Source organism: Pseudomonas sp. AP3_22 TE3818 (assembly GCF_053628995.1).
In genome coordinates this window covers 6303379-6323968 of the sequence record NZ_JBRJHL010000001.1, presented here as the reverse complement: position 1 = coordinate 6323968, position 20590 = coordinate 6303379, and the positions used below count along the sequence as shown (strand labels likewise).

Genomic DNA, 20590 nt, shown 5'->3' with positions numbered 1-20590 from the left:
AAATCGGCTTAGAGGCAAGCGGGCTGGGCCCTTCAGGGCGGTTAACTAGGAGTTAACCGACTAAATTACTCAGTTAACTCTTGGTTAACTGGTTAACTCGGTTGGTTAACTCAAGTGGCTGCTCCGTCGATCTGGCAGTCTCTGTTCCCCCCCCAAAAACACTGGGGTACAAGTTCCCCCGCTCAACCCCCCGGAAACATTGGCTGTTCCCACTGTTCCCCCGTTCCCCCGTTTTTTGAAATCAGTCACACATTGGATGATTGGCAATCTTGTTAGGGAGAGGATGACTCCTCTGATCCCGGCGATCTGGCTCAAAATGGCGCGCACCTAAATCTCCAGCTAAGGTGGTTTTAGAATAAAAAACCAAACGTTGGAAAAAGTGGTTTTGGGGATCGAATATGCCAAGTCTTGATAATCACATTCTCTTAGCTCTAAGCCATTATCGAGGCCTAATTGCGGAGCATTTTGGGTGCTCCTTGCTCGCATATTCAGGTCCTATTCACCCTGCTGTTCAAAGTGCATATGTAAATGCAATTGAAGAATTGGTACGACATCGTGACAACACGAAGCATCCGAACCGGATATGCATCGTCATAGCTACGCCTGGAGGCGTTGTAGAAGCAGTTGAAAAAATGGTTGAAGTAACTCGCCATTACTTTAGCGAGGTATTTTTTATGGTGCCTACCGCGGCCATGTCTGCCGGTACAATTTTTTGCATGTCCGGAGACAAAATCTTCATGGACTACACCTCCTCCCTGGGCCCCATCGACCCTCAGGTCCCTTTGGCAGATGGGCAGCTAGTGCCGGCTCTTGGATACATCGATAAAGTTAATCAACTGATCGAAAAGTCCGCCGCTGGAAGCCTCACAGATGCTGAGTTCATGATGCTTCAGCGTCTGGACTTAGCTACCCTTCGCCGCTATGAACAAGCGCGGGACCTTTCTGTGAGCCTGCTCAAACAATGGCTAGTAAAGTACAAATTCAAAGACTGGACCGTCCACAGCTGTACTAACCCTGGTACGGCAGTTTCCGAAGCAGAGAAAGAGGCTCGTGCCGAACAGATCGCTAAAGATCTCAGCGATAACAATCGCTGGCATTCACACGGCAGAATGATCGGAATCAATACCTTAACCGATGGTCTGAAGCTGAAGATTGAGGACTATACGGATGACGAACAGCTCAGGCAGAATCTGCGCGTTTATTCAGAACTGATCACAGAGCATGCAGAGCGCCAACAATCTGCTTTTATGCTTCACTACACATAACAAGTGAGGGAGGGAAGCCATGACGACGCTTACAAACCGTACAGTTGAGGCGATTGCGCGTGAGTCAGCGAGCCGAGCGGGAGAAAGGGCTCAACGCCTTACCGCGATCAACGATCGTTATGATCGGCTGGTGAAATCCGGAGCCGTGCAACCTGAGCGCTACAAAATTGCGCCAATTGATCCATCCTCAATGACTCCTCCGCAAAGCACATTGTGATTTCCAAGCTGGTCTCAAAGCCTCGCAAATCGCGAGGCTTTTTTGTGCTTGGCATAATTGTTTGGTAGCAGGTTTCTATTTGGCGATATTCAGATGCAGCCGCTGGCAGCATTGCACGCGTAAGTTATTGATGGCTTAAGCAAATCCACAGCGCTAGGTTGGTGATGCAGTCAGAGCTTAAAGCACGAAACGGGGAACGAACGGGGAAAATTGAAGCAGGCTAGAGCCAGAAACGAAAAAGGCCCACCGTAAGGTGAGCCTAAGTCGTTGATCTATATGGTGCCGGCACCAGGAATCGAACCCGGGACCTACTGATTACAAGTCAGTTGCTCTACCATCTGAGCTATACCGGCGTGTCAGGGCGACGATTATAGCGATTGGATAGGTTCTGTAAACCCCTGAATTCTGACTATTTTTACGCGGGCTTCGGGTCAGGCGCGTAGCAGGGTTTTCTTGAGTTTCTGAATGGCTTTCCAGGTTCGACTGTTTTGCATTGCGCGCAGCTGTGCTTCGGCCTGTTCGGCGCGGTGCAGGGCGGCGGCGAGCTGGTTTTCGGTGTCGCTGACGGGGTGGCTGAAGTTGTGGCCTTTGCAGAACTGGAACTCGTCCAGGTTGCACGGCGGGATGTCGAAGGCGGGTTTGAGGTTCAGGTGTTCTTCGGCGAGGTAGTAGGTGTTGATGCCGTCGAAGAGGATGGACTGGTAGCCGGCGTCGGTGACGAGGGTTTCCCAGGTCTGGTCGCGCTCCCACGGGGTTTCGATGAGGATGACCCACGGCCGCCACTGGGTGAAGTCCATGCCGCGCAGGACGGTTTCTTCGTGGCCTTCGACATCGATTTTCAGGAAGTGGATCGCGCGGCCTTGGGCGTGTTCTTCGCAAATGGACGTCAGGGTGCGCGATTGGACGGTTTGGCTGCGCACGTCCATGCCGGCGTCTTTGTGCATCTGCGCCATGGCCGGGTCGACGGTCGAGAGGCCGGTGTCGGCGATGCCGTAGAAGGTCAGGCTGTCGGCGCTTTCGCCGGCCACGCATTGCAGATTGGTGTCCTTGGGGCGTTGCTGGCACAGGGCTTCGTAGTAGTTGGGCATCGGTTCGACGTTGATGCCGGTCCAGCCGTTGTCGTAGAACGCCTTGGTGACCGAGTCATGGGTCGGGTCGTTTGCCCCGACGTCGATGTAGAAGCCGTTTTCGACGGTTTTGAGGGCGCGCCACAGGCGTATGTCTTCGAAATTTTGTGCGTAGGAAATGAAGGTCACTGGCGCATCCTGTCGGAGGAATGTTCTTGTTCGTGGCCGCGCTGCCGGCGCCCTTGCGTGTGTGTATATCAAGAGAAATGAAAGGGTGCAATTTCCCCTGTCTGCGGTCCGGGATTAGGCGTTTATGTCGTTTTGGTTAAATGCTTATGCACAATGGCATTGGCAGCGCACCGGGTTTAGGCCGAATTTGTGGATCCGTTCTCATTTGTCCGCAAATACCTGTTTTTTCGATTTTTTATGTGGGTGTACAAAAAATGAACAGAAGGTTTCAGCCCTAAAACCGGCGTGGATATTGGATCCACGATTATTTCATCAACAGAGTTATCCACAGGTTGGGTGTGATTAAGCGCGTTCGGCCAGGAGCAGGAAATTACGCGGCGTGAGCGGTGTTTCGCAGAAGGTACCGACGCGGACGCTGTAGCCCTGTTCGGCGAGGAAAACTGCCCGGTCAAGAACCAGCCAAAGCTCCAGCGGACGTCGGAAAAGTCCGCGTAGCAGCTCAAGGTTGCGTACCTCGGCCAGTCGCTGCCAACCGGCGGCTTCGAGGACTGGCCAATTTTGCGGGCCGACTGTGGATAACTCTTTGAGTGCGGCCAGGTGATGGCAGTAATCGGCGAAGGGTTTGTCCAGCCAGGCGCTGGGCAGTGAAGGGGTCGGCAGATACTGGTCCATGCCGCGCAGTTGCCGTTGCAGCAAGTCGAAACCCAGGCGCCGGGCCATGGAGGTGTCACGTTGACGGCGCACGCGGGCGCCAGCGGTGACGGTTTCGCTCATGGGCAACGCCAGGTCGTCGAGGGAAAGCTGTAGGCCGGAGCCTTGGGCGGCCGAGGAAATCGGCGAGTAGTGGGCAAGACTGATCCGGTTGTAGCAGCACGGCGCGATGGCGAGCTGTTTGCAGCCTGTGGCGCTGGCAAGTTGAATCAGCCGCACATGCAAATCACCGCAGGCGTGAAGCGCGACGGGCGTGTGGTGCGCACTCAGTAAGGCAGCGGCGTCTGTCGCGAGCACATCCTGTTCAATATGCATTGCATGCAGGTGATGACGCTGGCTGAGTGCCTGGCCGCTGGTTACCAGTGCCGGGTCGTATTCCAGGCAAGTCAGTTGTTGCCCCGGTTGCAGCAGGCGGCGCCCCAGGTGTCCCTTGCCCGAGCACCAGTCCAGCCAATGCTTCGGTGTTTCGCAGAACTGCAATCGACTGGCGAAGGCTTCGATCTGCTGCCATTTGCGTCCCGGTACATCGACGTTCAGTCGATGGCCGGCCGCTTCGAGTGCGTATGCAGGCAATTCATCCACGGCACTCAAGGCAACGGACATCGATGCCAAGGAAGCAAAGGGTTCCGGCGCATTCAGGAGGGCAGGTTGATTGTGGGCGTTTTCCGCGTCTTTCAACGACCGCTCGCGTAGCCATTCGGCCAGAGCTGGGTAGGACGCTTCCCAGGGAAGCTGCAGATGAGTGAATGGCCGAGGTTTCCACAGTGCCTGATGCTCTGTCAGAAAAGCATCCAGCGCGGTGAAGCGGGCGAGCAAGGCCTCGCCCGTCAACACGCCATCCTCAACGCCCTTGGCAGGCATCGACGCGCAACCAGCGCTCCAACAGCTTGAAGCCGCGCACCAGCACGTAAGCCATCACCAGGTAGAACATGCCCGCGGCGAAGAAGATCTCCACCGGCAGGTAGGTCCGGGCAATGATGGTGCGGGCCATGCCGGTCAGTTCCAGCAAGGTCACGGTGCTGGCCAGGGCGCTGGCCTTGAGCATCAGGATCACTTCGTTGCTGTAGGCCGGCAGGCCGATGCGCGCCGCGCGCGGCAGCATGATGAAGAACAGCGCTTTTGGCCTGGACATGCCCAGTGCCCGTGCCGCTTCGATCTCGCCCGGTGGAATCGCCTGAATGGCGCCGCGCAGGATTTCCGCAATGTAGGCCGCCGTGTGCAGGGTCATGGTCGCTGTGGCGCACCAGAAGGGATCGCGCAGATAGGGCCACATCGAGCTGTTACGGATTACGTCGAACTGCGCCAGGCCGTAGTAGACCAAGAACAGTTGAACCAGCAGCGGCGTGCCCCGGAAAAAGAAGATGTAGCCGTAGGGAAAGGCCCGCACCCACCACAGACGCGACGAGCGGGCGATGCCCAGCGGAATGGCCAGCAGTAAACCGGCGATCACGGCGATGGCCACCAGTTCCAGGGTCAGGGTCGCGCCCTGGGCCAGTTTCGGCAGCCACTTGATGATGACTTCCCAGTTCATTGGGTGCTCCTCGCGAAGCCGCGGGCGGCGCGTTTTTCCAGGAAGTGCATGCCGGTCATCGCCAGCACCGTCAGGCTCAGGTACATGAACGCGGCGACCATATAGAAGGTGAACGGCTGTTTGGACACGGTCACGCCGATTTGCGCGTGACGCATGATTTCTTCCAGGCCGATCACCGACACCAGCGCAGTGTCTTTCATCAGGATCATGAACAGGTTGCCCAGGCCGGGCAGGGCGATGCGCCACATCTGCGGCATGATCAGTTTGGTGAAGATGCGCCATTTCGACAGGCCCAGGGCCACGCCGGCTTCACGATGGCCCTTGGGGATGGCGAGGATCGCGCCGCGAAATACTTCCGTGGCGTAGGCGCCGAAGCACAGGCCCAGGGCGATCACGCCGGCGGCGAAGGCGTTGAGTTCAAGGTCGGGGTTGCCGAAGAACTCGCCCAGGGCGCGCATCAGGTTGACCGTGCCGAAGTAGATCAACAGCACCCAGAGCAATTCCGGGATGCCGCGAACCAGGGTCGAATAAGTGCCGCCAAGCCATTGCAGCGGCTTGTACGGGGAAGTCTTGGCCAAGGCGCCGAGCAGACCGAGCACCAGCCCCAGGCACAGGGCCGAGAGTGCCAGTTTCACAGTCATCAGCGCGCCAGCGGCGAGCGCCGGGCCGAATCCGTAGAGGTCGATAATCATGGATTTCTTTTCAAATCGCGGCAGGCAAGGCCGAGAACCGGCGCCATCAGGCGCCGGTCAGGCAGGTCAGAATCAATAGATGCTGAACGGGAAGTACTTGTCGTTGATTTTCTTGTAGGTGCCGTCAGCGACGATTTCTTTCAGCGCGGTGTTCAGCTTCGCGCGGATCGGATCGTTTTTACGCACGGCAATACCGATCTTGTCGCTTTCTTCCACCGGGTCGCCCTTGAACTCGTAGCTACGGCCAGCGTCGCTTTTCAGCCATTCGTAGTTGACGTACTTGTCGGCCAGGATGCCGTCCAGACGGCCGGAAGTCAGGTCGAGGTAAGCGTTTTCCTGGGTGTCGTAGAGCTTGATGGTGATGTCGTCACCATAGTTGTCTTCCAGGAAGGTGCCGGCCAGGGTCGCGCGCTGGGCGCCGATGATCTTGCCTTTGACCGAGGCCTTGTCGGTTTTGAAGTCGACGTCTTTCTTGGCGATGAACTGCAGCTTGTTGGAGTAGTACGGGTCGGTGAAGTCCACCGCTTGCTTGCGCTCGTCGGTGATCGACATCGAGGAGATCAGGAAGTCGAACTTCTTGGCGTTCAGGGCCGGGATGATGCCGTCCCAGTCGGAGGTCACGACGGTGCACTCGACTTTCATCTTGGCGCACAGGGCGTCGCCGATCTCTTTGTCGAAGCCGACGACATTGCCACTGGCATCTTTATTGTTGAACGGCGGGTAAGCCGCTTCGATGCCCATCTTCAGGGTTTCGGCCATGGCACCGGCGCTGAACGCCAGGGTGACGGCGGCTGCCAGGAAGACCTTTTTGTAGTTCTGCATGTGGGTAGCTCCGTTAGCGGTTGCTGGACATGAATTGTTTGCAGCGCGCCGAAAGCGGGTTTTCAAACACCTGCTGTGGCGATCCTTGCTCTTCTACCAGGCCCTGGTGGAGGAACACCACTTCGCTGGAGACCTGACGGGCGAAGCCCATTTCGTGGGTCACGAGCAGCATGGTGCGGCCTTCTTCGGCCAGCGCGCGGATGACATTAAGTACTTCCTGGACCATTTCCGGGTCAAGCGCGGAGGTGGGCTCGTCGAACAGGATGACCTTGGGCTGCATGGCCAGGGTGCGGGCGATGGCCGCGCGTTGTTGCTGGCCGCCGGACAATTGCGCCGGGTAGGCGTGGCGCTTGTCGGCGATGCCGACCTTGGCCAGCAGGGCTTCGGCGACTTCGATGGCTTCGGCCTTGCTCTGGCCGAGCACGCGGCGCGGGGCTTCGATGATGTTGTCGAGCACGCTCATGTGCGGCCACAGGTTAAAGTTTTGAAACACAAAACCGATTTCGCTGCGCAGGCGATTGATCTGCTTGCCGTCGGCGGCCACCAGTTCGCCGTTCTTCGCAGCCTTGAGCTTGAGTTCTTCGCCGGCGACCAGGATCTGGCCCTGGTGCGGGTTTTCCAGCAGGTTGATGCAGCGCAGGAACGTGGACTTGCCGGAGCCGGAGGAACCCAGGATCGAGATCACATCGCCGTCGCGGGCGGTCAGCGAGATGCCTTTGAGCACCTCCAGCGAACCGTAGCGTTTGTGCAAGTTGCGGATTTCAAGCGCGGGCGTGGCCTCAGCCATGTGCGTTCCTCATATATGTTGCGCTCCTGCTGTTGGTGGCCTTCCTGGCGAGGCGGCCAACCTAGCATAGCGTTTCAATGGCAGCCAACAGCGCTACGGACGGTAAACGGCTGGCGTGTGGCAGGTTGTCGCATCGGCGCAGCAGACTGTCGCCCCATCAACAACCGAACAGCCGTTTGAACCTTGCCTGTCGACAAAAAGCGCGGTGGCTGTCGCAAAAAAAGGCGCGATGTTGCCAGCTTTGACGGGGTGTTGGAAGCGCTATCCGGCCAAATGCAGCGGTTGTGCACTTTTAATGTGCGCAGAGCCATTTTCAAGTGTGTTTCCGGTGCGCGGATTTGCCCCGCAATGTGGGTCGCAGGGTAACGTTCTGGCAAAGTGCCATTAAATTCAATGGGTTGCGATGACCGTCCGGTCGAAGTGAGATCACCGGGCTAGAGGGATTTGAAACATTTTGGCGCAATTATTGCGTGCAGAATCCAGAACGCCCCGTTGGCTTCTTTTTACGAGAAGGATCGCTGAACGGGATGCACGCATTCGCTTTTCCTTACAAAGGTAGTTTCAATGAGCAGTACCCAAAGCTCTAACGGCCTCGAACAGGGGCTCAAACCGCGTCATGTGACCATGCTGTCGATTGCCGGGGTTATCGGCGCCGGCTTGTTCGTCGGCTCGGGTCACGCCATCGCCGCTGCAGGTCCGGCTGTTCTGTTGGCTTACGCCGCCGCCGGCATGTTGGTGGTGCTGGTGATGCGCATGCTCGGCGAAATGGCCGTTGCCTCGCCGGACACCGGTTCGTTCTCGACTTACGCCGACCGCGCGATTGGTCACTGGGCCGGCTTCACCATCGGCTGGTTGTACTGGTGGTTCTGGGTTCTGGTGATCCCGTTGGAAGCCAACGCTGCCGCGACCATCCTGCATGCCTGGTTCCCAGGCGTGGACATCTGGGCCTTCGCCCTGGTCATCACGATGCTGTTGACCGTGACCAACCTGTTCAGCGTGAAGAACTACGGTGAATTCGAGTTCTGGTTTGCCCTGATCAAAGTGTTGGCCATCATTGGTTTCATCATTCTCGGCGTAGCGGCGATCTTCGGCTTCCTGCCGAACAGTCAGGTCAGCGGCGTTTCGCACTTGTTCGACACTCAGGGCTTCCTGCCAAACGGCATGGGCGCGGTACTGGGCGCGATCCTGACCACCATGTTCTCCTTCATGGGCACCGAGATCGTGACCATCGCGGCCGCGGAATCGAAGAACCCTGGCAAGCAAATCTCCAAGGCTACCAACTCGGTGATCTGGCGGATCGGCTTGTTCTACCTCGTGTCGATCTTCATCGTTGTGGCCCTGGTGCCTTGGAACGACCCTGTACTGGCAAGCCTGGGCTCCTACCAGACCGTGCTTGAGCGCATGGGCATCCCGAATGCCAAGATCATCGTCGACATCGTGGTACTGGTTGCTGTGACCAGCTGCCTGAACTCGGCGCTCTACACCTCGTCGCGGATGTTGTTCTCCCTGGGCAAGCGCGGTGATGCACCGGCCATGTCCACGCGCACCAACAAAAGTGGCACGCCTTACTGGGCGGTGATGTTGTCCACCGGCGCTGCGTTCCTGGCAACATTCGCCAACTACGTGGCCCCGGCTGCCGTGTTCGAATTCCTGCTGGCCAGCTCCGGCGCCATCGCGTTGCTGGTGTACCTGGTGATCGCGATTTCGCAACTGCGCATGCGCAAGCAGCGTATGGCCCGCGGTGAGAAAATCGTCTTCAGCATGTGGCTGTTCCCGGGCCTGACCTACGCGGTGATCGTCTTCATCGTTGCGGCCCTGACCATCATGCTGTTCCAGGATGCCCATCGTGTGGAAATCCTCGCGACCGGCTTGCTCAGTGCCCTGGTAGTAGCGGCCGGCTTGCTGGTGGCTCGCCGTCGCAAACTGGAAAAGCGTGGCGCGGTAGTGCTGAACTGATCCATATCGCGTAATGCAAAACGGCCGCTGTCAGTGATGACAAGCGGCCGTTTTTGTTCCTGTCGATTGCTCTGTGTTCATTCGACATGAACCCAGTCTTCTACACGTAACCCCGGAACGCGCTCGAACTCCCGCAGATTGTTGGTGACCACAATAAGTCCGCGTGAGCGTGCGTGCCCGGCAATCATTTGGTCGTACGGGCCTATGGGGGTGCCGGCCTTTGCCAGTTCGGATCGGATCATTCCGGTGTGCGCTGCTGCTTCGTTGTCGAAGGGCAGGACTTCAAGTCGGGCAGCGAAGCCCTCGATGACCGCCAGGTTTTTTTCGGGGGCTGCTGACTTTTCCGCTCCGTAGATCAGTTCCATCAGCGTTATCGCACTGATGCACAGTTGGCCGTGATGACGGTTGAACGCCTCCCGTACCGCCTGTGGTTTGTTCTTGATGGTGAAGATGCAGATGTTGGTATCGAGCATGTACTTGATCATCAGAACGACTCACGCTCCTGCTCGGCAGGTTGCTCGCGATCGGTCATGAAGTCTGCAGTGACGCTTTCGCCATCGAACCAACTGTCCCAGGTTTCACCCGCGGGCGTGATGATGCGGCTTCTGCCGACGGCGACGACGTCGACCCGTTTCACGTCGCTTGGCATGGCCACGGCTTTTGGCAGGCGAACAGCCTGGCTTCGATTGCTCATGAAAAGGGTTGTCTGTTCCATTTGGACCTCCTGCGCCTTTGCTGGCGCTTTGAGTCCAAAGGATAGGTTTTGTGTTGGATATGTCAATGGGATATACGTGGTGCCTGACGGAAGGAAAGTGCCCAATTCAGAGCAAAAAAAACGGCCGCTATCAGCGATGACGAGCGGCCGTTTTTGTTTGAGTCGTAACCCTTACTCGGCTTTTTCTTCCGGCGTTTCCTGCGACTCGCGGTAGGCGTCCAGCGCAGTGCCGAAGTCAGCAATGAATTGTGGCTCGCTCAGCCATGCCTGGGCGGCGTCGCGGTCCATGCCGTCGGCCCACATGCGGTAGTCGATCAGCATGTCGGCGGCCAGGTGGGTGGCGGCCATGCCTTCGTCGTCGGCGTTTTCCATGTCCAGCAGTTCTGGGTGGTCGACGATGATAAAGGCGAGGTTCGTCAGCAGGATCGAGAGCATTTCGCTGCGGCTGACGGCTTCGGCGTCGCGCATTTTGCTGAACATCGCCAGGGTGTATTCCGGGATCGGCTCGGCGAGGTGGCCGAGTTCATCATCGTCCAGAGCAGCGGGTTTCCTGCCGTGGATATTGATCTGCTTGGCTTTGGCTTTTGCACGCTTGGCGCGTTTCTGTTGCTTGTTCAGGGAGGCCATGGGAACTCAGTTCGGTTTCTGTTGGGTTTGCGCGGCAATGGCGTCGGACGCCGCCACATAGTCGGCCTGGAAGGCCGGAGATTCGATCCACGCCAGGGCGCCGGCTTCGTCTGTTTCGGCCGACCATTGGCGATATTCGATCAGCGCGGCGAGGATGAAGTCCATCGCGCCTTCTTCGCCTTCCTGCTCGTACACCAGTTCCAGCAACGGGTCTTCGAGGAAGGCCGTGCACATGGCTTGCTGGCTGATCTTTTCGGCGTCGATCATTTTCTTGAACAGTTCGGTCAGGTCCACCGATTCGAAGTCGATGCGATCGTCGTTCGGGTCCAGCTCGACCGGCGCGGCGGCCCGCTGGGTGCGGTTCTGCTTGGCCTTGGCCTTGGCCTTGGCGCGGGAGGCGCGTTTGTGCTGCTTGTTGGCGGAGGCCATGGGCGTCGTTCCGTATTCGTTGAAAGGGCAATTGACTTAGCTGCGCGGTACTCGCCGCCCGGGGGTGTCGGGGGCCAGTTCGCCGTTTTGCAGCCAGGCCAATGCAATGGGCCATAGTGTGGCTTGGTATGGGCTGCGAAAAAAGGCGAAATGTCCGACTTCTTCTTCGCCGATGTCTTCAGGGTGGATACGCAGGTGAGCGTTTGTACTGCCGGTGAAGTAGCTGAGCAGGCGTTCGATGGCCGGGACCGTGCCGTAAGGATCATCGCTGATGCTGATGGCCAGGGTTTGTGCGGTGACATCGGCAAAGGGCAGTTGCCCGCTTGTTGTGCTGATCGCGCGGCCGCTGGAGCGTTTTTCGTAGCGGGCAGTGGACAGGCTCCAGTCACGGACCACGCCGGCGGGTGTGTCCTCGAGCCATCCGAGGCGTTTGCCCGGAAAGTAGCCGTAGATCATCGTCAGCAGTGGCATCAGCACATGCCACTTGCCAAACATCCGCCAGCGATGGGCGGGCGCATAGTCGCGCCAGTAGGCGAATTGGGCTCCGACTGTTACCAGACGCCGGATCAGGTGCCCGGACGCCCCCAGGCCCGCTGCGCAGCCGCCAAAGCTGTGGCCGACCACATCGATAGGCTGCCCGGGGAACTCACGCTGTGCGCGCTTGAGCATCGCCTCGAAATCCAGCGCTCCCCAATCGGTCCATGAAGCCTTCAGGCCTTTGAGCGATGCCGGCCGCGACTCGCCGATGCCGCGGTAGTCATAGGTGATGACATCGAAGCCATGATCGAACAGATAGTCGGCGAAGCGCGAGTAATGACGACAACGAACCGAGGTGGCGGCGTTGATGATCACGATCGGACGAGCGGCATCCCGAGAGGGGTGTCGCCAGGTGAAGCCACCGAGGACGAAGCCGTCTGCAGCGGTTTCCTTGAATGGTTCGCCGGACGCGGCGCATTGCAATGGCAACTCGATTTGAGTTGGAGCGAGTGAAGGCGTGTCCTGCAAATTCATCGGCGTCGGACCTTTGCGGGTAGCTGCCAACGATAGTCTTGATGCCGTTGATGAACAATCCATTGGCCTCAACGCAGTGATTGATCGAGTAGTCGTTCTTCAAGAGCCGCCCGTTCCCGATCCAGTTCGTTACGGAGTTCCTCTTCGCTCGGCAGGACGAGCTTGTACTTGCTGGCGAACAGTTGTTCGTTTCCTTCAAGCACCGAGTAACGCACCACGGATTCATCCTTTTGCGCGCAGAGAATGATGCCGACAGTGGGGCCGTCTTCCGCGCCGCGTTTCAGGTCGTCGTACATGCGCACGTACATGTCCATCTGCCCCACATCCTGATGGGTCAGTTCACCGCACTTGATATCGAAGATGACGAAGCACTTGAGCAAGTAGTTGTAGAACACCAGGTCGATGTAGAAGTCTTTGCTGTCGGTACTGATGCGTTGCTGGCGGGCAATGAACGCGAAGCCCTTACCCAGCTCCAGCAAGAAGCCTTGCAGTTGTTCGATCAACGCCTGTTCGATCTCGCTTTCCTGAAGCTTGCCGGCATTGGGCAAACCCAGAAACTCCAGGACCACCGGATCACGGATGAAATCCCGAGGGCTGGCCTTCATGTTTTGAATGTTGGTGGCGGCCTCCTGCTTCACACTGCCGCGATCGCGGCTCGCCAGCAGGCGTTCGTAGTACAGCGTATTGATCTGGCGTTCCAGGGCGCGACTTGACCAGTTTTGGGTGGCTGATTCGTTCATGTACCAGAGACGGGCGCTGTCGTTGTCGACCCGAAGCAGGCGGCGATAGTGGGTCCAGCTCAATTCGTGACGCAGTGCGTCACGAATTGGAAAGGCCTGATAAAACTGGCGCATTTTTCGCAGATTGGTTTCGTCAAAGCCTTTCCCGAATTCTGAAGTAAGCCTGTTTGCCAGGGTCGACAGTAATTCTTTGCCATACCTCACCCGCCGAGCGCCTTCCTGCTCGAACTCGACGATATGTCGCCCGATTTGCCAACAGGTTTGCACCTGAACGGTATCGACCGCCCGAAGCACCTTCTGGCGTGCCTGATGGATCGATTTGCCAAGGTTTCCAAGTAGTGAAGCCAGATAGGGATCGTGAGTGTCGTTGGGTGTGAGGGCCGTCATGAGGTCTTCCGCAGCAGATTGGACAGGGAAAGAGCATGACCAGTGAGCCCCCTTCGAAGCTGCCGGGAGTGACTGAAAAACAGGCAGGAAAAACCGGATTCGCTGGCAGGACGTATCGGAGGGCGGGCGAGGGATGAGGCGAAAATGGCGTAGTACGTTTCGTACTCAGGCCAAATCGATCTAAAACCCCTCCCTCCAGCAGGAAATCCAAAGAGTGTAACGATTGGGTTCTGCAGAACCCGGGAGTCGTCATCATGAAATATCTCCATTCACTCCTGTTGCCACTCACCGCCGTCGGCGTGCTGATGTTTCCATCGATGTCACCCGCCGCCAGCCTTGATCCAGTCGACAGCACTGGCGTACAGGTGCAGAGCCAGGAGCAAAACGGCATCGCCTACCTGTCCGGCGGTATCGGCGAGGATGAATCCAGGGCCATCCAGCAGACCACCGGCTATAACCTGCACATGACGTTCTCTGTCGGGACGGGAAATGAATACATTCCTGACGTGAGCGTGGTCATTCAGAAAGCCCCGGGGCAAACCGTGCTGACGCTCAATAACGCCGGTCCGCTGGTTTATGTGAAGCTGCCTGCCGGTAAATACACGGTCATTGCGACGCGCAACGGCGAAACCCGGCAGGACGTTGCCGATGTTGGCAGTGGTGCAGCCCGTAACCTGGTTTTTCACTGGAATGATGCGAGTTAACGAGACGCTCTAGGCCCTGAGCCCTGCGACTCAGGGTTTTCGGTATTGGGTGCCGGAGTTATGCCGGCACAACCACCCTCTTTCAGGCAATCAGATCGGCAGTTTGCAGGTTGCTTACCCCCAGCAACTGAATTTCGAACTCCGCGGCGGTGTCGGCGTCGGTGCTGCCGTAGAGAATGCCGCCGGCGAACCGTACCTGCCCCGTGGCATTGCTGCTGAACGCGCTGGAACCGATGAAGTTGAACGCATCGTTGGCCGCCGTCGCCAGGTTGGCGTCCAGGGTCGACAGGTCGATCCTGTCGCCTTCGCTGGTCTTGAAGTCGCCGATGACATCGCGCAGGGCGGCGCCCAGGCCCATTTCACTCAGGGCATTGAAGTCGAACTTGTCGGCCCCGGCACCGCCATAAAGCTTGTCCAGGCCCGTGCCGCCGATCAACAGGTCGTTGCCGGCTCCACCGGTGAGCGTGTCGTTGCCGGCACCGCCGATGAGGGTGTTGGCAAGCGCATTGCCGGTCAGCGTGTCGTGATAGGCGCTGCCCGTGAGGTTTTCGAAGTTCAACAGGGTGTCTGAACCGGAACCACCGGTGGCTTGTGCAGTGGTCAGCCCCAGGTTGGCCGTGACCGCCGCCGTGGCGTACGCATAGGACACGGTATCGATGCCGGCGCCACCATTGAGGACGTTGTTGCCGGTCCCGGCGTCGATGATGTTGTTGAGGCTGTTCCCGGTGCCATTGGCATTGCCGGTCGCCAGCAGGCGCAGGTTCTCGACATTGTCAGTCAGGGTGTAGGCGCCCAGGAAGCTATAGACGCTATCGGTGCCGCCGGTGCTGGCTGTGGCATTGGTTTCGCTGACGATATCGCCGGCGTTGTCGACGTAGTAGAGGTCGGAGCCATCGCCGCCGATCAGGCGGTCGGCACCGGCGGCGCCGTTGAGGCTGTCGTTGCCCAGGCCGCCGTTGAGGACGTTGGCGGCTGCGTTACCGGTCAGCGTGTCGTGAAAGTTGCTGCCCGTGAGGTTTTCGAAGTTCAGCAGGGTGTCTGAACCGGAACCACCGGTGGCTTGTGCAGTGGTCAGCCCCAGGTTGGCCGTGACCGCCGCCGTGGCGTAGGCATAGGACATGGTATCGATGCCGGCGCCACCATCGAGGACGTTGTTGCCAGCCCCGGCGTCGATGACGTTGTTGAGGCTGTTACCGGTACCGTTGGCAGCGCCGGTCGCCAGCAGGCGCAGGTTCTCGATGTTGTCCCCCAGGGTGTAGGCGCCGAGGAAGCTATAGACGCTATCGGTGCCGCCGGTGCTGGCCGTGGCATTGGTTTCGCTGACGATATCGCCGGCGTTGTCGACGTAGTAGAGGTCGGAGCCGTCGCCGCCGATCAGGCGGTCGGCACCGGCTGCGCCATTGAGTGAGTCATTGCCTGCTCCGCCGTTCAGATGGTCGTTGGCACGGCCACCTGTAAGCGTGTCGTTGCCCGCGCCGCCGTCGATGATCACGCTGCCGGCGTCTGTCCAGATCAGGGTGTTGGCCAGGGTATCGCCTGTCAGGCTGGACACCTTGTTGCCGTTCGCGTCAAAACGCTGGGTATAAACGTCAACTTGCCCGCTCGCCTTCGAGGACTCCCAGGCAACCACGTAGCCGCCATCGGCCAATGCAGTCACCTGGGAGAACAATTGATTGTCGGTGGTCGTGGTGTTGATGCGGGTTTCTGTGCCCACCTTGACGCCGCTGGCATTGAAGAGTTGGCTGAAGATGCCATTTGCATCACCGATGCCTTGGCCTGCCCAGGTCACCAGATAACCGCCATTCATCATGGCGGTGACGTTAGGTTCTTCCTGATTGCCTGTAGTGGTGGTGTTCACCAGGGTTTCTGCACCCACTTTTACGCCGGCGGCATTGAAAAGCTGCGCGTAGATGTCGCCCGGGGCATCTGTTTCGTCGTTGCCATCACCGTCGTCGGGCGCCGATTGCCAGGTGACGACGTAGTTGCCGCTACTCAAAACCTTCACGACCGGGTCTGTCTGATCGTCGGCAACACTGGTATTGATGCGAACTTCTGCGCCCGATTTGCTGCCGTCGGCCTTGAACCGCTGACCGAAGATGCCGGCTGTATCGTCTTTTCCGTTGCCCTCCCAAACCACCATCATGCCGCCATCGGCAAGGCCGGTGACGGTAGGGCCATCCTGGTCGTACTGAGTGGTGGTAGAGACGCGTGTTTCCACCCCGACCTTTGCCCCGCTGGCGTTATAGCGCTGCAGGTAACCGCCCCAGCCACTGCCGTCCTGACCGTACGAAGACCACGACACCACAAAACCGCCGTCGCTGAGCGCGGTGATCTCTGCACTGTCCTGCATGCCGATTCTGGTTGTGTTGACGATGAACTCACTTCCAACCTTGACGCCATTGGCGTTGTAGATCTGGGCGGCGATGTCCGACATATCGTCGAAGGTATCCGATTGCCAGGCGACCACGTAGCCACCGTTGGCCAATGCGGTAATGGTGGGGTCTTCCTGTGCGCTGTTGGTAACGTTGTTGACGAGCGCTGGCCCGCCGACCTTCACGCCACTGGCGTTATAGCGCTGGGTGTAGATGTAATCGGTAAAGCTTGTTCCCTGATCGCTCCACGCCACGATGTAACCGCCATCTTTCAGGGCCGTGAGGGAGGGCTCGGAATGATAGCCAGTTGTAGGGTTGACGCGGATTTCGCCCAGGGTCGCCATTGCAAATTCCTTTTACGCAAAGAAAACGGAAGTGGCTGGCAGTTTACAGCGCAAAACGATGGCGTCAAATTGCCATCATTCGTCGGAAGTATCGGGTGGGGGGAGTTACAGCAGGGTGGAGAGTGGCTTGCTCTGGAGGTGCTCCAGCGGCCATTAAATCGCAGGCAATAAAAAACCCCAAGGAATCATCTTCGCTTGGGGTTTTTCGGTATTTTGGTGCCCAGAGACGGAATCGAACCGCCGACACGGGGATTTTCAATCCCCTGCTCTACCGACTGAGCTATCTGGGCAACGGGGCGCATTAAACGGGTTTTTCAGGGGGTCGTCAAGCAAGTTTTCAAAAAAATTTTAATTATTACCGTCGCTTACGTTCCGACCCCCGATAAATCGGGGTTATTCCGATGGCGGTACGTAGCCTTCGGCCTTGGCGTAATCCTCGCCGGAGAAGTACTTGTCCATTTCGCCCTGCAGATATTTGCGATCTTCGGCGTTCATCATGTTCAGGCGTTTTTCATTGATCAGCAGGGTCTGGTGTTTTTGCCAGTCGGCCCAGGCCTTGGCCGAGACGTGGTCAAAAATGTCCTGGCCTTTGGCGCCCGGGAAGGGAGCGCGCTCCAGGCCTGGCAATTCTTCTTTGTACTTGCGGCACATGATGGTGCGGGTCATGACGACTCTCCTGCGTTCAATACGGCGGCCGCGCGTTCGAGCAAGGTTTTGACCGGGGCGGCAAGGCCCAGGCGCGGCGGGGTGGCGAGGTTATACCAGAGCCAGTCGGCCTCGGCCACGTGGTGGCCGGTCTCCTGGACCTGAACCAGCCAGGGTTCGATGGATAACTGAAAATGGCTGAAGGTGTGCACCAGGCTCGGCAATGCCTGTTGGGTGCCCAGTTCCAGCGAGTGCTGCGCGGCCAGATGTGACAGGTCGTCGAGGTCGTCGAGTTCCGGCAGGCTCCACAAGCCGCCCCAGAGGCCCGTAGAGGGGCGACGGTAAAGCAGGATGGCGCCTTCGGCGTTGGCCAGCATCGGCATCAGCGTACGCTTCTGTGGGATGGCCTTGCGCGGCTTGGGGATCGGGTAACGGGTTTCCAGGCCGAGCATGTGCGCCTCGCAGCCTTTTTCCAGCGGGCACAGCAGGCAGCTCGGTTTGCTGCGGGTGCAGAGCGTGGCACCGAGGTCCATCATCGCCTGGGTGTAGGCGTTGACCCGGTCGTGCGGCGTAAAGCGCTCAGCGTTGGCCCAGAGCTGTTTGGCGACCTTTGGCTCGCCCGGGTAGCCCTCTTGCGCGGTAAAGCGCGCCAGGACGCGCTTGACGTTGCCGTCGAGGATCGGCGCGCGCAGGCCCATGCTGATGCTGGCAATGGCGCCGGCGGTGGACAGACCGATCCCCGGCAGATCCGTGAGTTTTTCCACGTCCCGGGGGAATTCGCCGCCGTACTGCTCGACGACGATCTTCGCGGTCTTCTGCAAATTGCGCGCGCGGGTGTAGTAACCCAGGCCGGTCCACAGGTGCAGCACTTCGTCTTCAGGTGCCGCGGCCAGGGCTTCGACCGTTGGCAACGAGGCCATGAAGCGGTCGAAGTAGTTCAGCACGGTGCTGACCTGGGTCTGCTGCAGCATGATTTCCGAGACCCATACCCGATACGGGTTGATGTCCTGCTGCCAGGGCAAATCGTGACGGCCGTGGCGGTCGAACCAGTCCAGCACCGCCGTTGAAAACTGCTCGGCTCTCATCGCTTGAACAGCCCCTTGAGCGCGTCCTTGAGTTGCGGGTTGACCTTGTCGCCCAGTTTCTCGTCGATCTTTTCGCTGATTCGCTCGCCGGCCAGTTTGGCCGCGACCTGGCTCATGCGTTCGTTATCCACACGGCAGGCCTTGGCACCCAGCTCGAGCGGGCCGCGGCAGCGCAGTGGCCACTCGATGCCGACAAACTTGTCGCCGACCTTGCAGGCCGGGTCCGGCATGGCGCTGGTATCGCCTTCGACGATGATGCCGACGCGGTAGTCCATGCCGAGCACGCGCAGATCGATGTCACCGTCACCGTTGACGGCCATGCCCGGGATGCGCACTTTCAGGTCCGGGTTGCTGGCGACACCGTTACGCAAGGTCAGGTTGCCCTTGAGCTCCTGGAACGGAGTGTCCTTGCCGCGCGGTTCGCCGCTGAGGGTTTTGCGGTTGAGCGTAGCGATGCCTTTGCACAGCTGTTGCTCAAGGTTGGCGTTGAGCAGCACGCCATTGTTGATGACGAAACTGGCGTTGCCGTTGAGGGTTTCGATCAGCGCCTTCTGGCTGTTGCCGTTGCCGGTCAGGTTGCTGTTGAGCGTGACCAGGCCCTTGACCGGTGGATTCTTGCCCTGGCTTTCGAGGATTTTTTCCGCCGGTACCCGGCTGATCTTCGTCTGCAGGTTCAGCGCCGGCACAGGCTGGCGCACATCGAGCGTGCCGGTGGTTTCGAAGTTGCCCTCGTACAGGTCGCCGCGCAGGTTGGCCAGCGTCAGCAGGCCGCCCTGGCCGGTGGCCTTGAGCGCAGCGTTATGGATCGGCAGTTTTTGCAGGGTCAACTGGCCGAAGGTCAGGTCGGCGTCCACATCGAGCTTGCTCAAGCGTTCCACTGGCAACAGGCGCTCGCTGCTCCACGCGTCCTTGGTCGGCGCGGGCGGCAATGGAGTGCTGCCGGCGCCGGCCAAGGCATCGGCTTCGGTGCTGGCGACTTCGGCCTGACGCACTTGTGTCGCGCTATTGGCCTCGGCGGATTTCGGCGGCAGGTAACGGTCGACGTTGAAGGTGTCGGCCTTGAGCACGGCGCGCAGCGATTGCTTGGCGAAGTCTTCGACGGCGATGCGGCCGCTGAAGGTGCTGTCGTCGACTTTCAGGTTGAGGTTGTCGAGCGCCAGGCTGGTCGGTGTCGCGGCCAATCGGCTGACCAGCTCGACTTTGCTCAGGCTGCCTTCGGCCATGGCCGGGAGTTTCTGGCCGATGCTGTCGACGAATTTCGCCAGGTCGAACTGGGCAATCGAGATGCCGCCGCTGACCTGTGGGGTCTTGTCCAGATCGTTGACCTTCAGTTCACCCAGTGCCCGCAACTGGTTGGCAGAGACCTTGATGCCGGTCCACTCGGCCACGTTGGCGGCCTTGTCCAGCACCAACTGGCCCTGGGCGGAGAACGTCATGGACTTGCCTTGCAAGGGGTCGCCGGTCACTTCACCCGACAGCCTCATGTCTTCGAACTGATAGCGCTGCAGCGCACGTGCGATGCGCAACTCGCCGTTGAGTTCGGTGCGCACCCGCAGTGCCGGCTGGTTGGCTGACAGGAAAGCCGTGAGCTTGAGCGGGATGTTGACGGAGTCGTGGACCGCGCCGGTGCTCAACTGAATGCTTTCGGCACTGAAGCTTTTGCCGGTGCGTTCGTCGGTGTATTCGACCCGTGCGTTGTTCACGGTCAGGCTGTCGATGTCCAGGCGGATCGGCTGAGGCGGTTTTTCCGCTGCGGCGCCGGTTTCGGGCGCCGGTTCGGTCGCGGCTGGCGGGGTGCCGGTCGTGTCGGTGCCGGCCGTTGCAGGCAGCTTGCCGATGTCCTCCCAGTTGCCATGGCCCTCCTTGTCGCGGGTCAGGCGCAGGTTCAGGCCTTCGACGCGTACGTCGCTCATCTGCACTTCGCGGCGCAGCAGCGGCAGTACGCGCACCGACAGGCCGAGCATCTGCAAGTCGGCGTACGGTTCAGTCGGTTTGACCATGGTCGCGACACTGGCGTCGTGCAGCTCCAGGCCCAGCCACGGGAACAGGCTCCAGCCGATATCGCCATTGAGCGTCAGCTCGATGTGGGCCTTGTCGCGGGCAATCTGGCGAATCTCGTCTTTGTAGTCGTTGGGATCGAAGAGGTGGGTCAGGGCAAAGCCCAGCGCCACAATGATCAGCAACAGCCCGAGAAGTACCAGACCCAGGATTTTGCCGAACGCTTTCATGGGCGAGTCCTTTAATTAGTCGAATTCAAAATTTAGCCGGGGAGTATAGCGCCCCGGAACGGACGA

General features: G+C 59.1%; 20 protein-coding genes and 2 tRNA genes. 4 read left to right on the top strand and 18 right to left on the bottom strand.

Annotated features, from left to right (window positions below; translation table 11 throughout):
* The first annotated feature begins 398 nt into the window (after window positions 1-398).
* Both AB7M25_RS28730 and AB7M25_RS28725 read left to right on the top strand, forming a co-directional pair.
* Window positions 399-1265 (top strand): SDH family Clp fold serine proteinase, encoded by an 867-nt coding sequence (locus AB7M25_RS28730; RefSeq protein ID WP_454238284.1) that lies wholly within the window; start codon window positions 399-401, stop codon window positions 1263-1265.
* 19 nt (window positions 1266-1284) lie between these two features.
* Window positions 1285-1482 (top strand): hypothetical protein, encoded by a 198-nt coding sequence (locus AB7M25_RS28725; protein ID WP_407515086.1) that lies wholly within the window; start codon window positions 1285-1287, stop codon window positions 1480-1482.
* A 277-nt stretch (window positions 1483-1759) separates the two neighbouring features.
* Here the strand turns inward: AB7M25_RS28725 and AB7M25_RS28720 are convergent.
* The 7 genes from AB7M25_RS28720 to AB7M25_RS28690 all read right to left on the bottom strand — a co-directional run bounded on the left by AB7M25_RS28720 (window position 1760) and on the right by AB7M25_RS28690 (window position 7281).
* Window positions 1760-1835: transfer RNA gene (locus AB7M25_RS28720), tRNA-Thr, on the bottom strand.
* A 78-nt stretch (window positions 1836-1913) separates the two neighbouring features.
* Window positions 1914-2738, bottom strand: a complete 825-nt coding sequence (locus AB7M25_RS28715; protein WP_429387998.1) for an FkbM family methyltransferase — start codon at window positions 2736-2738, stop codon at window positions 1914-1916.
* 342 nt (window positions 2739-3080) lie between these two features.
* Window positions 3081-4310 carry a methyltransferase gene (locus AB7M25_RS28710; protein ID WP_429561461.1) on the bottom strand — a complete coding sequence of 410 codons (1230 nt, stop codon included), beginning with the start codon at window positions 4308-4310 and terminating at the stop codon, window positions 3081-3083.
* Window positions 4291-4980: an ABC transporter permease gene (locus tag AB7M25_RS28705; RefSeq protein ID WP_007972788.1), complete on the bottom strand. Its 690-nt coding sequence runs from the start codon at window positions 4978-4980 to the stop codon at window positions 4291-4293. Before AB7M25_RS28705 ends, AB7M25_RS28710 begins: the two co-directional genes overlap by 20 nt.
* Window positions 4977-5672 (bottom strand): ABC transporter permease, encoded by a 696-nt coding sequence (locus tag AB7M25_RS28700; protein WP_057712425.1) that lies wholly within the window; start codon window positions 5670-5672, stop codon window positions 4977-4979. Before AB7M25_RS28700 ends, AB7M25_RS28705 begins: the two co-directional genes overlap by 4 nt.
* A gap of 72 nt (window positions 5673-5744) precedes the next feature.
* Window positions 5745-6494, bottom strand: coding sequence for an ABC transporter substrate-binding protein (locus AB7M25_RS28695; RefSeq protein ID WP_102700258.1), 750 nt, complete (start codon window positions 6492-6494; stop codon window positions 5745-5747).
* A 13-nt stretch (window positions 6495-6507) separates the two neighbouring features.
* The gene (locus tag AB7M25_RS28690) at window positions 6508-7281 is read right to left on the bottom strand and encodes an ABC transporter ATP-binding protein (protein WP_007972784.1); all 774 of its coding nucleotides are present in this window, start codon (window positions 7279-7281) and stop codon (window positions 6508-6510) included.
* Window positions 7282-7845: 564 nt separating this feature from the next.
* Here AB7M25_RS28690 and gabP point away from each other — a divergent pair.
* The gene (gabP, locus tag AB7M25_RS28685) at window positions 7846-9237 is read left to right on the top strand and encodes a GABA permease (RefSeq protein WP_008046522.1); all 1392 of its coding nucleotides are present in this window, start codon (window positions 7846-7848) and stop codon (window positions 9235-9237) included.
* Between the two features lie 77 nt (window positions 9238-9314).
* Here the strand turns inward: gabP and vapC are convergent, their stop codons facing one another.
* From vapC to AB7M25_RS28655, 6 genes are all read right to left on the bottom strand, one after another.
* Window positions 9315-9722 (bottom strand): type II toxin-antitoxin system tRNA(fMet)-specific endonuclease VapC, encoded by a 408-nt coding sequence (gene vapC, locus AB7M25_RS28680; RefSeq protein WP_429518434.1) that lies wholly within the window; start codon window positions 9720-9722, stop codon window positions 9315-9317.
* Complete coding sequence (gene vapB / locus AB7M25_RS28675) at window positions 9722-9952, bottom strand: type II toxin-antitoxin system VapB family antitoxin (protein WP_116580835.1); 231 nt, start codon at window positions 9950-9952, stop codon at window positions 9722-9724. Before vapB ends, vapC begins: the two co-directional genes overlap by 1 nt.
* 171 nt (window positions 9953-10123) lie before the next feature.
* Window positions 10124-10579 carry a hypothetical protein gene (locus tag AB7M25_RS28670; RefSeq protein ID WP_428610048.1) on the bottom strand — a complete coding sequence of 152 codons (456 nt, stop codon included), beginning with the start codon at window positions 10577-10579 and terminating at the stop codon, window positions 10124-10126.
* A gap of 6 nt (window positions 10580-10585) precedes the next feature.
* A complete protein-coding gene (locus tag AB7M25_RS28665) occupies window positions 10586-11008 on the bottom strand; it encodes a hypothetical protein (RefSeq protein WP_454238283.1) in 423 nt (140 codons plus the stop codon).
* Window positions 11009-11044: 36 nt separating this feature from the next.
* On the bottom strand, window positions 11045-12019 hold the full coding sequence (locus tag AB7M25_RS28660) for an alpha/beta hydrolase family protein (RefSeq protein ID WP_454238282.1): 975 nt from the start codon (window positions 12017-12019) through the stop codon (window positions 11045-11047).
* A gap of 68 nt (window positions 12020-12087) precedes the next feature.
* Window positions 12088-13146: a PDDEXK nuclease domain-containing protein gene (locus tag AB7M25_RS28655; RefSeq protein WP_454238281.1), complete on the bottom strand. Its 1059-nt coding sequence runs from the start codon at window positions 13144-13146 to the stop codon at window positions 12088-12090.
* 254 nt (window positions 13147-13400) lie between these two features.
* On the opposite strand from AB7M25_RS28655, the gene AB7M25_RS28650 reads away from it, so the two are divergent.
* Window positions 13401-13850, top strand: a complete 450-nt coding sequence (locus AB7M25_RS28650; protein WP_104451164.1) for a hypothetical protein — start codon at window positions 13401-13403, stop codon at window positions 13848-13850.
* A gap of 82 nt (window positions 13851-13932) precedes the next feature.
* Here AB7M25_RS28650 and AB7M25_RS28645 read toward each other — a convergent pair whose 3' ends face one another.
* The 5 genes from AB7M25_RS28645 to AB7M25_RS28625 form a co-directional block, all read right to left on the bottom strand.
* Window positions 13933-15657, bottom strand: a complete 1725-nt coding sequence (locus AB7M25_RS28645; RefSeq protein WP_454238384.1) for a beta strand repeat-containing protein — start codon at window positions 15655-15657, stop codon at window positions 13933-13935.
* A 1123-nt stretch (window positions 15658-16780) separates the two neighbouring features.
* Window positions 16781-16856 (bottom strand) — tRNA-Phe (locus AB7M25_RS28640).
* Window positions 16857-16959: 103 nt separating this feature from the next.
* Window positions 16960-17232 carry an oxidative damage protection protein gene (locus AB7M25_RS28635; protein WP_007972770.1) on the bottom strand — a complete coding sequence of 91 codons (273 nt, stop codon included), beginning with the start codon at window positions 17230-17232 and terminating at the stop codon, window positions 16960-16962.
* Window positions 17229-18296: an A/G-specific adenine glycosylase gene (gene mutY, locus AB7M25_RS28630; protein ID WP_116580828.1), complete on the bottom strand. Its 1068-nt coding sequence runs from the start codon at window positions 18294-18296 to the stop codon at window positions 17229-17231. Before mutY ends, AB7M25_RS28635 begins: the two co-directional genes overlap by 4 nt.
* A complete protein-coding gene (locus AB7M25_RS28625; protein WP_454238280.1) occupies window positions 18293-20524 on the bottom strand; it encodes an AsmA family protein in 2232 nt (743 codons plus the stop codon). Before AB7M25_RS28625 ends, mutY begins: the two co-directional genes overlap by 4 nt.
* Window positions 20525-20590 lie beyond the last annotated feature (66 nt).